We start from the raw sequence: 12,965 nt of genomic DNA on the forward strand, positions 1-12,965 counted from the left end.
ATCGGCCCAACCTGCCAACGCGGGATCAAGGGGTTAGCGGGAATTTGTTTCGCGCGCGAAACATTCCATTTTTCCGACGTTTTACAGATGGTTAGCAGGGCGTTCTCACCCTGCCCCAGAGTTAACGCAAAGCAAAAGCGCCGCCCGGTGGGGCGGCGCTCTTCGTTTCAGGACAGGCGGGTTCAGAGGTAATCGGCCCGCTGCAGACCGTACTTGGCCATCTTCTCGTTCAGGGTCCGGCGCGGCAGGCACAACTCGTCCATGACGGAGGCGATGGAGCCCTTGTGACGGCGCATGGTGTTGTCGATCAGCATCCGCTCGAACGCCTCGACGTACTCCTTGAGCGGCTTGCCCTCGGTCGTCATCACCGGCTGCATCTCTTCGTGGTCGCTCATCAGCAGCGAGGCGATGGTGCCGGAGCCGCGACGCGACTGGAGCACCGCGCGCTCGGCGATGTTGATCAGCTGGCGCACGTTGCCCGGCCAAGGCGCCTGCAGCAGCTGTGCGGCCTCCTGCGCCGACACCTTGGGGGCCTCGCAGCCGTATTCCTCGGCGAACTGCTCGGACAGGCGGGTGAAGAGCGTCAGGATATCCTCGCCGCGCATCCGCAGCGGCGGCACGGTGATGCGCAGGGCGGCAAGGCGATAGAACAGGTCGGGGCGCAGTACGTCCTCGCTGGTCCGGCCCGCTTCCTGCAGGTTCGAGATCGCGACGATGCGCGTCTCGGCCGGGGTGCCCTGCTCGTTGATCACGCTCAGCAGTCGCGCCTGCATGGTGTCAGACAGCGCCTCGATGTCCTCCAGCACGAGGGTGCCGCCACGGGCCTCCTCGACCGCGGGCAACTGGGCGTCTTCGGGCAGCATGGGGCCGAAGAGCCGCTTGGAGAGTGCATCCTCTTCCAGAGCGGCACAGCTGACGAGGACAAAGCGCTTGCCCGCGCGGCTGCCAACGGCGTGCAGCGCGTGGGCCACAAGGGTCTTGCCGGTGCCGGTCTCGCCGTCGATCAGGACGTGGCCGTCGGCCTGGCCCAGGTCGAGAATGTCTTCCTTGAGACGTTCCATCACCGGGCTGGCGCCGATCAGCTTCTTCATGATCTGGGTGCCGTCCGACAGCTCGCGGCGCAGGGCGCGGTTGTCCATCGTCAGGCGGCGAGCGCCGGTGGCGCGCTTGGCCAGTTCGCTCATGCGGTCGGGGTTGAAGGGCTTTTCGAGGAAGTCGAAGGCACCGACGCGCATCGCCTCTACCGCCATCGGCACATCGCCGTGGCCGGTGATCATGATCACGGGCAGCGCGCTGTCATTGCCCATCAGCTTTTTCAGGAACTGCATCCCGTCCATGCCCGGCATCTTGATGTCGGAAATGACGATGCCCGGATAGTCGGCGCCCAGCACCTTGAGCGCGTCTTCGGCGCTGGCAAAGGTCTCGGTGTCATATCCGGACAGCGCCAGCCACTGGCTGATCGACTGACGCATGTCCTGCTCATCATCCACAATCGCAATTTTCATGGCCTGGGCCATTCGCGTTACCTCTCATTCGGCGGCTTCTACGCCGTCTCCGTCATTCTTATCATCTTCCAGGATCGGAAGCTGCATTTCGAAAACTGCGCCACCCTTCCTTCCGTTCCGTGCCGTCAGACGACCGCCGAGGTCGTTTACGATACCCGACGAAATGGCAAGGCCCAAGCCGACGCCGTCTCCGGGCTGCTTGGTGGTGTAGAAAGGCTCGAACAGAGAGTCCAAATCCTCGATCCCTTCGCCATTGTCGCGCACGGTCAGCGTGGCGGTTTCGCCGGCGGCAAGGATCACCTCGACCTCCGGGTTGTTCACCGATTTGGTGGCGTCGAGGGCGTTACGCAAGAGGTTGATCATCACCTGTTCGATGCGCACCCGGTCGCCCATGACCCGGACCGGGCGATCGGGCAGGATGCGGGTGATCTGGACCTGCCGGTGGCGCAGCTGCGGTTCCATCATCGACAGGGCCGAAGCCAGCGCATCGCCCATGTTTACTTCGGAAAACTGCTCTCCGCCCTTGCGTGCATAGGACTTGAGCTGGCGCGTGATCGCGCCCATGCGTTCGATCAGGTCGTCGATGCGTCCGAAGGACGAAAGCGCCTCTTCGGGGCGGTTCCGGCCCAGCAGAAGGCGTGCCCCGGCAAGGTAGGTCTTCATGGCGGCGAGGGGCTGGTTCAGCTCGTGGCTGACGGCTGCCGACATCTCGCCGAGCGCGGCCAGCTTGGAGCTTTGCGCAAGGGTCTGTTCGGCCACGGCAAGGTTTTCCTGCACCCTTTCGCGTTCGGCGATTTCCCGCTGCAATCTGGCGTTCAGTGCGCGAAGCTCCGCCGACTCGCGCTGGAACAATGCCATGCGCAGCGCCGTCTTCCGGCTGAGCGCATAGAAGGCCAGCGCCAGAAGGATGGCGAATCCCATGATTTCGAGCGCCAGCACGCCGTTCACCCGCTCCCGGATCGAGGCGTAGGTGGTGAAGGAGGTCATGCGCCATCCCCGGAAGGGAATGCGCGCCTCGGTGCGCATCACGGCTTCGCCCTGGATGTAGGCGTCGGGCGGCAGCGCGCTCCAGTCGGCGGTGGCGCGAATGGCGCGTTCGATGGCGTTCTGCGGGGTCTGACGCTGCAGCGCCTCGGCTTCGGTCAGGCCACGCCAGCGCGACTCCGTGGCCAGCACGATGCGCCCGGTGCTGTCGACCACGAGGACGGCATCGGAGATGCCCGCCCAGGCGCGTTCGAACTTTTGCAGGTCAACCTCGACCACGATGACGCCGAGCACCTTCTGCCCGGACTCGACGCGGCGCGAGTAGGTGAAGCGGTAGCCGCCGACCTCGCGCGGGATCACCGAGAAGACGGTCGCGTTGGAGCGCACCGCATCGACGAAGTAGGGCTCGCCCCGGTGGCCGGAGCCGAGGCGGTTGCGGTCTGTCGCGGCCACGGTCCGCCCGTCGCTGTCGAGCAGCATCAGGGAGGCCGCGCCGATCTCTTCCACGAAGGAGATCAGCCGCTGGGTGGACTGGCTGAAGTCGTTGGAGTTCAGCGCCCCGATCAGCGTCGGGTCACGCGCCAGCAGCTGCGGCACGATGGCGTTGCGGCGCAGTTCGGAGAGCAGGTTGCCGCTGTAGAGCGCGAGGCGCAGCTCGGCGCGGTTGCGGGTGCTCTGGGTAAAGCGGTCGGTCAGCAGGCCATTGGTGGTCCAGACCGTCGCGATGGCGACGACCAGCAGGACAAGGAGGGCCAGCCGGACACGCCAGCTGATCGTGTCCGTTCGCGGCCAGATCAGGTTGCCCGGCAGGCTGTTACGCGGTGTTGCCATTCCGCGAGATTACGTGCTCGTCGCGCGGCGCTCAAGTCACGCCGGAGTCAGCGCACCGGTCAATGCGCGGAACAGCGCCACCCCGTCGGTGCCACCGTGCCCCGCATCGGCGGCGCGTTCCGGGTGGGGCATCATGCCCAACACGCGGCGGTTCTCGGAGAGGATCCCGGCGATGTCGCCACGCGAGCCGTTCGGGTTGTCGGTGTAGGTGAAGGCCACCCGGTCTTCGCCCTGCAGGCGCGCGATGGTCTCGTCGTCGGCATAGTAGTTGCCGTCGTGGTGCGCGATCGGAATGCCGATGACGTCGCCCGCGTTGTAGCCCTCGGTGAAGGCGCTGTTCGAGGTCTGGACCTTTAGGCCGACCGTCTTGCAGATGTACTTGAGCCCCGCGTTGCGCAGGAGCGCGCCCGGCAGCAGGCCGGTCTCGGTCAGGACCTGGAAGCCGTTGCAGACACCCAGCACGTAGCCACCGCGCGATGCATGGGCGGCGACCGCCTGGCAGACCGGGGATTTCGCGGCAATGGCGCCGCAGCGCAGGTAATCGCCGTAGGAGAAGCCGCCCGGCACGCCGACGATGTCGACGCCCTCGGGCAGCGTGCTGTCCTTGTGCCAGACCATGGTGACGTCGGCGCCGGCCTGTTCGAAGGCGACCGCGAGGTCCCGGTCACAGTTGGACCCCGGAAATACGATGACTGCAGCTTTCATGCCTGTTCCTTCCGAATGATCAGGTGCCCGGATATCGGCGACGTGACGGCCCGGCGCCGCCGGATGACAGGAGCGCGGCCTGCCCCGCTCAAACCACAGCCCGCGTCACCTGTCCAGCTTGGGGTGCGCGGCCCGCGCCCTTGCGGCGCGGATGCTGTGCAACCGGGCAGGTCATGCCCGGTTTCAGGTCAGGCGATCTCGATCGCGTAGCTCTCGATGACGGTATTGGCGAGGAGCTTCTCGCACATGTCCTTGACCTCGGCCTCGGTGGCGCCGTCTGCGAGGTCCAGCTCGATGATCTTGCCCTGGCGCACACCGTTCACGCCGTCGAAGCCCATCGCGCCGAGTGCGTGGCGCACGGCCTCGCCCTGGGGGTCCAGAACCCCGTTCTTCAGCATCACCCTGACCGTCGCCTTCATGCCTTCGTCCCCTGGTCTTGTCCTGTGAAACCGATCCCGGTTTCTCTACTTTGCAAATACGCGAATCCGGTCACCGCAACGGGCGCCGGGCTCAGTTGATCAGTTTCGGCTTCACCATGTGCGAGGCGTTCTTGGGCATCACGCCCAGACGCCGCGCCACCTCGGAATAGGCATCCGTCAGGTGCCCCGGTCCGCCGTGGCTCTCGCGGTCCAGCTTGCGGCCGGTCTCGATGTCCCACAGCCGGCAGCTGTCAGGCGAGATCTCGTCCGCCACCACGAGGCGCTGGTAGTCGCCCTCGTAGATGCGGCCGACCTCGATCTTGAAGTCGACGAGGCGGATGCCGACGCCCAGCATCAGGCCGGACATGAAATCGTTGACCCGGAGCGCGAGGCTGAGGATGTCGTCCATGTCCTGCTGGCTGGCCCAGCCGAAGGCGGCGATATGCTCTTCGGTGACCATCGGGTTGTTCAGCCGTTCGTCCTTGAAGCAGTACTCGACGATCGGGCGCGGCAGCTGCGTGCCCTCCTCGATCCCCAGCCGCTCGGACATGGCGCCCGCGGCAAAGTTCCGGACGATCACTTCCAGCGGGATGATCTCACAGGTCCGCACCAGCTGCTCGCGCATGTTCAGGCGGCGGATGAAGTGGGTCGGCACGCCGATCTGGTTCAGTCCGGACATGAAGAATTCGGACAGGCGGTTATTCAGCACGCCCTTGCCCTCGACCACGTCCTGGCCCTGGCTGTGGAAGGGCGCGGCGTCGTCCTTGAAATACTGTACGATGGTACCGGGCTCGGGACCCTCGTAGAGGATCTTGCCCTTGCCTTCGTAGATTTTCTTCCGTCGCGCCATGCAGTCCCTTTCGGGGAAAGCCGGACGGGATCGACTCCCGTGCTTTCCTAGCGCCGCTATAGTGCAAGGCCCGCACTCTCGCAAGCAGGCTGCATCGCAGCGTCGCACCCGCGGGGGGCAGCGGGGTCTGCCTCTTGCACGCGCGCGCCTCACGCGGCATATCAAGGGTAACGCAGTTTCAGGCAAAAGGGCTGACCGCCATGACCACATTCGACGATCGCGAGAACGCATTCGAGAACAAGTTCGCCCATGACGAGGAAGTCCAGTTCAAGGCCGTTGCACGCCGCAACAAGCTGCTGGGTCTCTGGGCGGCAGAGCTGATGGGCAAATCGGGCGAGGAAGCCGCCGAATACGCCAAGTCCGTGGTTCTGGCCGACTTCGAGGAAGCCGGTCACGAGGACGTGGTGCGCAAGGTGGCGGCCGACCTCGATGGCAAGGCCGACGCCGACGTGATCCGCGTCAAGATGGACGAGCTGATGGTCACGGCCAAGGCCCAGATCATGACCGAGCTCGACTGATTTCGAGTTTATTGAGGGCTGCCGGGGCTTTCCCGGCAGCCCTCCCCCTCTCGATCCCCCTAAATTTGGCAGGTTAACCCCGGTGTAATCCCGCGTGGTGCAGGCTGTTTCGGCCACGCCCGAGGATTGCCATGCCAGCCCTTCCCCTCCGACGACAGACCTCTCGGCTGCTGGCCGCGCTCAGGCTGGTCCGCGCGCTCGTGCCGCTGGCCATTGCGGCGGCCTGCCTGTGGTTGCTGGCCGCGCGGATGGAGGAGCTGAGCCTTGCCACGCTCGCCGCCGATGCGGCGGACATTCCCTTGCTGCACTGGGTCGGTGCCGCGCTGGCGACGGGGGTCGGCCTCTGGGCCGTCGGGCGATACGACCTTGTCGCGCAACGCCACCTTGGCACCGGGGTCGCCCCGCGGCGGGCGCTGCGCGCGGGGGTGACGTCCATCGCGCTGGCCCAGTTCCTTGGCTTCGGTCTGCTGACGGGCGCCTTTGTGCGCTGGCGTCTGCTGGGCGAGATCCCGGCGCGGAGGGCGGCGCAACTGACCGGGTTTGTCGCCCTCAGCTTCATGATCGCGCTTGGCCTGCTCTTGGCGTTATGCGCTCTGCTGGCCCCGCCCGTTCCCGGGGCGCGTGCGCTTGCCGCGCTTGCGCTGGCGGGAACGCTGACGCTGGTGGCGCTGGCGTTCTGCCATCCCCGCTCCCTACCCGGGCGCCTGTTGCCCACCCTGCCGGCGATGGCGGCGATCCTGTTATGGACGCTGGTCGACGTGCTTGCCGCCGCGCTGGCGCTGTGGCTGCTGCTGCCGCCTGACACCGAGCTTTCCCTCTCCCTGTTCCTGCCCGCCTTCCTCGCCGCGCTGGCGCTGGGGCTGGCCACCGGGGCGCCCGGGGGTGTCGGGCTCTTCGAGCTTACGCTGCTGGCCCTGCTGCCCGAGACCCCGGCGGCGACGCTGGTGACGGGGATCATGGGCTATCGGCTGGTCTACTTCGCGCTGCCCGCCATGGCCGCCGTCGCGGTGCTGTTGATGGCGCCGCAGCGGCGCCATGCGCCCGCGCGCCGCACCGGGGGCCCGAGGGTGCGGCAGCGGCCCCTGCCCCGTGACCGCCCGCGCGCAGAGGCGGCGGTGATCGCGCAATCGGGCGGTGGCCTGCTGCGCGCGCGGCGGGAGGCGCTGGCGGTGCTGGACCTGCCCCAGGTCACTGTGGGGTTGTTCGATCCCCTCACCGGGAGCCCGGGCGCCGCGCTGACCCTGCTGAGGGCGCGGGCGGAGGCGGAGAACCGTATCGCCGCGCTCTACAAGTGTTCGGCGCGGAGTGCCGCCGCTGCGCGCCGAACCGGCTGGCGGCTGCGGCGTATCGCGGTGGAGGCGGTGATCGACACGCGAACGTTCGATATCTCGGGGCGCGAACACCGCCAACTGCGGCGGAAGCTGCGCCATGCCGAGCAGGCCGAGGTCACGGTGATGCCCTGTGGAGACATCCTGCCGCTGACCGCGCTGGCGCAGGTCGAGGCGGCCTGGCAGGCCGATCACGGGCCAGCGGCGGGCACCACGCTTGGCCGGTTCGAACCCGGCTACCTGGCCCATCAGGCCGTCTATACCGCCTGGTGCCGGCCTCGTGTGGTGGCCTTTGCCAGCTTTCACCGGGCCGAGCGGGAATGGTGCCTCGACCTGATGCGCAGCTGCCCCGACATGCCGGACGGCACCATGCACAGCCTGATCCACGCGGCGCTGACCGATGCGAGGGCCCTTGGCGTGGCGCGCCTGTCGCTGGCGGCGGTGCCCGATCTGCCGTTGCTGCGCGGGCGCGCGGCAGGGCTGCGCCAGTTCAAGGAGAGCTTTGCCCCGCGCTGGGAACCCCGCTACCTCGTCGCGCCCTCCTGGCCCTCGCTGGCGCTTGCCGCCGCCGACATCGCGCGCGCGGTGCACTGGCCCGACCCCGTGGTTCCGGTGACCCCGCCGGCGCCGCCACGTGAAGAAGTTGCGGAGACAGGATTTACACTGCCCCGCGCCTCGTGACAGATGATGGTCCAGTGCCGGACCCGCCCCGGCCCAACGCTTTTGGGGAATGCAGACCATGACCGATGCCTTGACACAGATGATGGAGAGCCACGACGTCCTGCTGGCCGATGGAGCCACGGGCACCAACCTGTTCAACATGGGCCTTCAGTCGGGCGACGCGCCGGAGCTGTGGAACACCGACCAGCCCGAGAAGATCAAGACGCTCTACAAGTACGCGGTGGATGCAGGCAGCGACCTGTTCCTGACCAATACCTTTGGCGGCACCGCCGCGCGGCTCAAGCTGCACGACGCGCAGGGCCGTGTGCGCGAGCTGAACCGCGTGGGCGCCGAGCTGGGCCGCGATGTGGCCGACAAGGCCGGACGCAAGGTGCTGGTCGCGGGCTCGGTCGGACCGACGGGCGAGATCATGGAGCCGGTCGGGTCGCTGAGCCATGCGCTGGCGGTGGAGATGTTCCACGAGCAGGCGGACGGCCTCAAGGAAGGCGGCGCCGACGTGCTGTGGCTCGAAACCATCTCGGCGCCCGAGGAATACCGCGCCGCGGCCGAGGCCTTTGCCCTCGTCGGCCTGCCCTGGTGCGGCACCATGAGTTTCGACACCGCCGGGCGCACCATGATGGGCGTCACCTCGGCCGCGATGGTCGAGATGGTCGAGAGCCTCGCCCCGAACCGGCCGCTGGCCTATGGCGCGAACTGCGGCACCGGCGCCTCCGACCTGCTGCGCACGGTGCTGGGCTTCGCCGCGCAGGACAGCGCGGTGCCAATCATCGCCAAGGGCAATGCCGGGATCCCGAAGTACGTCGACGGGCACATCCACTACAACGGCACGCCCGAGCTCATGGGCGAATACGCGGTGATGGCGCGTGACTGCGGCGCCAAGATCATCGGCGGCTGCTGTGGCACCATGCCCGAACACCTCGGCGCGATGCGCGAGGCGCTGGACACCCGTCCGCGTGGCTCTGCCGCGCCGACGCTGGAAGAGATCGTCGCCAAACTGGGCGATTTCTCCTCGGCGAGCGACGGCACCGAGGAAGGCGCAGGCGGCGAGCGCCGCTCGCGCGGGGGACGCCGCCGCCGGACCTGAGCACGCCTCGGATCTCGGACAGAGGAACCATGAGCGCGCGGCCCTTGGCCGCGCGTTCGCGTTTTCACATTCGATGAGTGGGCTGGTGCTTCCTAGGACGAAGGTTCGTTCGAAAAGTGAGAACACGATCCCAAATCACCGGAACAATTCAATTATTTCCGGAGAAATGGATCACACATTTCACCGAACGCACAACCCCGACCACCACCAACAGCAGCGTCATCAGAACAGCGACAGCTGGTCCCCGGCCCGCCCGGGCACGCAGAACAGGTCCGTCCTCAGCGGCGGTTGCGGCCGGTCGAGCCCCAGCCGGCGGGTGGCAACGGCAAAGCGGTGTGCGATCATCTGGGCATAGGGCCCCTCGCCGCGCATCCGGTGGCCCCAGCGCGCATCGTAGTCCTTGCCGCCGTGCATCTCGCGCAGCCGAGCCATGATGCGCCCGGCGCGCCCCGGGTAATGCTCGGTCAGCCATTCCTGCCAGAGCGGCGAAACCTCCATCGGCAGGCGCAGCATGATCCAGCTGGCCGAGGTGGCCCCGGCCTCCTTCCCCGCCTCCAGCAGCGCCTCGAGCTCGTGATCGGTCAGCCCGGGCACCACGGGCGAGGTCATGATCCGCACCGGGATGCCCGCCGCGCTCAGCCGACGGATCGCCGCCAGCCGCCGCGCGGGGCCGGGCGCGCGCGGCTCCATCAGCCGCGACAGCCGGGCATCGAGCGTGGTGACCGAGAGGCCGACCCGCAGCAGCCCCTGCTCTGCCAAGGGCGCCAGCAGGTCGATGTCGCGCTCGATCAGCGCGCCCTTGGTGACGATGGCGACCGGGTGGCGGAACTCGGCCAGAACCGCGAGACAGGCGCGCATGATGCCGTGGTCGCGCTCGATCGGCTGGTAGGGATCGGTATTGGTGCCGATCGCCAGCGTCGCCACCCGGTAGCGGCGCGAGGAGAGTTCGCGGCGCAGCACCTCGGGCCCCTCCGGCCGCGCCACCAGGCGGGTTTCGAAGTCGAGCCCCGGCGACAGGCCGAGGTAGGCGTGGGTGGGCCGCGCGAAACAGTAGATGCAGCCATGCTCGCAGCCGCGATAGGGGTTGATCGAGCGGTCGAACGGCAGGTCGGGTGACCGGTTGTAGGTGAGGAACGAGCGTGGTTTTTCCTCCCGCACCTCGGTGCGAAAGCCGCGCCGCTCCTCGGGAATGTCCCAGCCGTCGCCCTCCTCCACCCGCCCGAGGTCGTAGCGGCTGGCCGCGTTCGACACCGCGCCGCGCGCCCGCCGCCGGGCGCTGTCTATGGGGAGAGACGAGGACATGGCGGAAACCTAGAACATAACATGAACAAAGACAAGCTGCGGCGATGCGGGCACCCCCGGAGCCGCCGCCATTCGGCACCGAGCGCGCCGAATGGTCGGAACAGCAACCGGCAATGTCGCAATTGACACTGTGCGGTGGGGCCGGTTGGGCGTAAACGACTGGAAAACAGGCCCCAACAGAGCCCTGACAGCAAAGGTACCGCCCATGTCGGAAGAAGACGACATCATCCTCTCCGAGCTCGACGACGAAGAGCTGGTCCAGCAGATGTTCGACGACCTTTACGACGGTCTCAAGGAAGAGATCGAGGAAGGGGTCAACATCCTGATCGAACGCGGCTGGGAGCCCTACCGCGTCCTGACCGAAGCGCTGGTCGGTGGCATGACCATCGTCGGCGCCGACTTCCGCGACGGTATCCTCTTCGTTCCGGAGGTGCTGCTGGCGGCCAACGCGATGAAGGGCGGCATGGCCATCCTCAAGCCCCTGCTGGCCGAAACCGGCGCGCCGCGCGTCGGCAAGATGGTCATCGGCACCGTCAAGGGCGACATCCACGACATCGGCAAGAACCTCGTTTCGATGATGATGGAAGGCGCCGGTTTCGAAGTGGTCGACCTCGGCATCAACAACCCGGTCGAGAACTACCTCGAGGCGCTGGAAAAGGAAGAGCCGGATATTCTGGGCATGTCCGCCCTGCTGACCACCACCATGCCCTACATGAAGGTGGTGATCGACACCCTGATCGAACAGGGCAAGCGCGACGACTACATCGTGCTGGTCGGCGGCGCGCCCCTGAACGAGGAATTCGGCAAGGCCATCGGCGCCGACGCCTACTGCCGCGATGCGGCCGTGGCGGTGGAAACCGCCAAGACCTGGGTGAGCCGCAAGCACAACCGCATGAGCGCCTGAACCGCGCATCGCCCGGCCGGGTTTCGGCCGGGCGCTTTCCTCATCGGATGCGCTGCATCGTCGCCACCATGACGATGCCGTAGATGACGTGGCCCACCAGGGCGACCCAGGTGATCCCGGTGAAATTCAGGAACAGCGGCAGGCCGGCCACGGCGGTGATGCCGCCAATGGCAAAGACCCAGAGACCAAAGCCGTAGACGGCCGAGGGCAGCAGCCATCCGCCTCCCCCGATCACCCTCCGCCAGAGCGGGCGAAAGACATAGAGCCAGCCCAGCGGATAACCGATCAGGCCGACAAGGTAGAAGTGCACGAAATAGCCCGCGAACTCGCCGTTGGGCAGGCCAAGGCGGCCCAGCAGGCTGCGGGCAAGCCCGTGGGGCGAGAGGCTGGCGAACCCCAGCGCGGGGCTGATCAGCTGGCCCCAGAGGTCGAAGGCGATGGTGGCGACGACGCCCGAGATGAACATCAGCCCCAGCGTGCGGGCATTTGGTGGCGGCAGGGCGGCGGATGACGACGGCATGGGAAATCTCCTTGTTGCAGGCAGGGGCCGAAATCGCTGACTGTCACCTAGGAGCGCGCGGTACGGCGCGGCAAGCTTTGTGGCAGGATCACACGGAAAGGTCAGATTCATGTCAAACCCGGCCAGCCCCCTTCCCGGCGCCCGCGAGCTCACCGAGGAAGGCTTCGCCCCCTCCGGACGCGGACGCATCCTGCTGATCGCCTGCGGCGCGCTGGCGCGCGAGATCGTGGCGATCCGGGCCCGGGGCGGCTGGGACCAGATGGACCTCACCTGCCTCCCGGCAATCCTGCACAATCACCCCGAGCGCATCACCCCCGCCATCCGCGATCTCGTCGCACGTCACCGGGAGGCCTACGAGCGCATCTTCGTCGCCTATGCCGACTGCGGCACCGGCGGGCTGCTGCAGGCGGCCTGCGCCGAGCTGGGCGTCGAGATGATCGAGGGACCGCATTGCTACGCCTTCTTCGAGGGCAACGCCGCCTTCGCCGCCCATGCCGACGAAATCGACGCCTTCTACCTGACCGACTTCCTCGCCCGCCAGTTCGACGCCTTCGTGTGGAAACCGCTGGGTCTCGACCGCCATCCCGAGCTGATCGAGATGTACTTCGGCCACTACCGCACGCTGGTCTACCAGGCGCAGACCGACGATCCAGAGCTGACCGAGCGCGCGCGGCTCTGCGCCGAGCGGCTGGGCCTCGTCTTCGAACGCCGCTTCACCGGCTACGGCGAGCTTGCCACCACGCTGGAGCACTGGGCCCGCGCCTGAGTTTCTTTGGGTCGGAAATATCCCGGGGGTCCGGGGGCAGCGCCCCCGCCCCGCCTTGCCGTCATGCGTTGGCGGCGGCGACCTCGCGAATCCGCTTGATCATGGCCCTCAGGCCGTTCGAGCGCTGCGACGAGAGGTTGTCCTGCAGGCTGAGACGCGCCAGCTCGCCGCCGGCGTCCACGCCGACGACATCGGCCACCGGCAGACCGTTGTAGAGTGCGCGCAGCACGGCGATCAGCCCGCGCACGATCATCGCGTCGCTTTCGCCGTCGAAGCGGAAGATGCCGTCCTCGATCACCGGGTGCAGCCAGACCTGGCTGGCGCAGCCGTCGACCTTGGTGGCGGGCACCTTCAGGGCGTCGGGCAGCGGGTCCATCGCCTTGCCCTGCTCGATGACATAGCGATAGCGGTCCTCCCAGTCCTCGAGAAACTCGAAATCCTCCACGATCTCTTCAAAGGCGGGGCTTGCCATGCGGTCTTCCATCTTTCGTTCCTGCGTATGGCCCTCAGGTAAGCCGCCCCCCGGGCCCTGTCCAGTGCCGCCTTTGGTCCGCCTTGGCGCTTTTCA

At 67.3% G+C, this 12,965-nt stretch carries 13 protein-coding genes; 5 read left to right on the top strand and 8 right to left on the bottom strand.

Going from position 1 to position 12,965, the window contains the following annotated elements; translation table 11 throughout:
• Positions 1 to 182: 182 nt before the first annotated feature.
• From DDT93_RS05730 to DDT93_RS05750, 5 genes are all read right to left on the bottom strand, one after another.
• The gene (locus DDT93_RS05730; protein WP_109464857.1) at positions 183 to 1,517 is read right to left on the bottom strand and encodes a sigma-54-dependent transcriptional regulator; all 1,335 of its coding nucleotides are present in this window, start codon (positions 1,515 to 1,517) and stop codon (positions 183 to 185) included.
• A 12-nt stretch (positions 1,518 to 1,529) separates the two neighbouring features.
• Complete coding sequence (locus DDT93_RS05735) at positions 1,530 to 3,320, bottom strand: sensor histidine kinase (RefSeq protein WP_109464858.1); 1,791 nt, start codon at positions 3,318 to 3,320, stop codon at positions 1,530 to 1,532.
• 36 nt (positions 3,321 to 3,356) lie between these two features.
• Positions 3,357 to 4,025 (bottom strand): phosphoribosylformylglycinamidine synthase subunit PurQ, encoded by a 669-nt coding sequence (purQ, locus tag DDT93_RS05740; RefSeq protein WP_109464859.1) that lies wholly within the window; start codon positions 4,023 to 4,025, stop codon positions 3,357 to 3,359.
• Between the two features lie 188 nt (positions 4,026 to 4,213).
• The gene (gene purS / locus DDT93_RS05745) at positions 4,214 to 4,444 is read right to left on the bottom strand and encodes a phosphoribosylformylglycinamidine synthase subunit PurS (protein ID WP_109464860.1); all 231 of its coding nucleotides are present in this window, start codon (positions 4,442 to 4,444) and stop codon (positions 4,214 to 4,216) included.
• Between the two features lie 91 nt (positions 4,445 to 4,535).
• Positions 4,536 to 5,294, bottom strand: a complete 759-nt coding sequence (locus DDT93_RS05750; protein ID WP_109464861.1) for a phosphoribosylaminoimidazolesuccinocarboxamide synthase — start codon at positions 5,292 to 5,294, stop codon at positions 4,536 to 4,538.
• A gap of 200 nt (positions 5,295 to 5,494) precedes the next feature.
• Between DDT93_RS05750 and DDT93_RS05755 the strand changes: the two genes are divergently transcribed.
• The 3 genes from DDT93_RS05755 (at position 5,495) to bmt (ending at position 8,905) form a co-directional block, all read left to right on the top strand.
• Positions 5,495 to 5,812, top strand: coding sequence for a DUF1476 domain-containing protein (locus DDT93_RS05755; RefSeq protein WP_109464862.1), 318 nt, complete (start codon positions 5,495 to 5,497; stop codon positions 5,810 to 5,812).
• Between the two features lie 131 nt (positions 5,813 to 5,943).
• Entirely contained in the window at positions 5,944 to 7,821 is a 1,878-nt protein-coding gene (locus DDT93_RS05760) for a DUF2156 domain-containing protein (RefSeq protein ID WP_109464863.1), read from the top strand.
• 58 nt (positions 7,822 to 7,879) lie between these two features.
• Positions 7,880 to 8,905, top strand: a complete 1,026-nt coding sequence (gene bmt, locus DDT93_RS05765) for a betaine--homocysteine S-methyltransferase (protein WP_109464902.1) — start codon at positions 7,880 to 7,882, stop codon at positions 8,903 to 8,905.
• 222 nt (positions 8,906 to 9,127) lie between these two features.
• Here bmt and DDT93_RS05770 read toward each other — a convergent pair whose 3' ends face one another.
• On the bottom strand, positions 9,128 to 10,207 hold the full coding sequence (locus tag DDT93_RS05770; protein WP_109464864.1) for a PA0069 family radical SAM protein: 1,080 nt from the start codon (positions 10,205 to 10,207) through the stop codon (positions 9,128 to 9,130).
• A gap of 205 nt (positions 10,208 to 10,412) precedes the next feature.
• On the opposite strand from DDT93_RS05770, the gene DDT93_RS05775 reads away from it, so the two are divergent.
• Positions 10,413 to 11,111 (top strand): corrinoid protein, encoded by a 699-nt coding sequence (locus tag DDT93_RS05775; RefSeq protein WP_109464865.1) that lies wholly within the window; start codon positions 10,413 to 10,415, stop codon positions 11,109 to 11,111.
• A 40-nt stretch (positions 11,112 to 11,151) separates the two neighbouring features.
• Here the strand turns inward: DDT93_RS05775 and DDT93_RS05780 are convergent, their stop codons facing one another.
• Positions 11,152 to 11,631, bottom strand: a complete 480-nt coding sequence (locus DDT93_RS05780) for a hypothetical protein (protein ID WP_109464866.1) — start codon at positions 11,629 to 11,631, stop codon at positions 11,152 to 11,154.
• A gap of 109 nt (positions 11,632 to 11,740) precedes the next feature.
• Between DDT93_RS05780 and DDT93_RS05785 the strand changes: the two genes are divergently transcribed.
• Positions 11,741 to 12,397, top strand: a complete 657-nt coding sequence (locus tag DDT93_RS05785; protein WP_109464867.1) for a DUF1638 domain-containing protein — start codon at positions 11,741 to 11,743, stop codon at positions 12,395 to 12,397.
• 61 nt (positions 12,398 to 12,458) lie between these two features.
• Here DDT93_RS05785 and DDT93_RS05790 read toward each other — a convergent pair whose 3' ends face one another.
• Complete coding sequence (locus tag DDT93_RS05790; protein ID WP_109464903.1) at positions 12,459 to 12,869, bottom strand: SufE family protein; 411 nt, start codon at positions 12,867 to 12,869, stop codon at positions 12,459 to 12,461.
• Positions 12,870 to 12,965: the final 96 nt, after the last annotated feature.

This window comes from Albibacillus kandeliae (assembly GCF_003116585.1).
Classification (GTDB): Bacteria; Pseudomonadota; Alphaproteobacteria; order Rhodobacterales; family Rhodobacteraceae; genus Albibacillus; species Albibacillus kandeliae.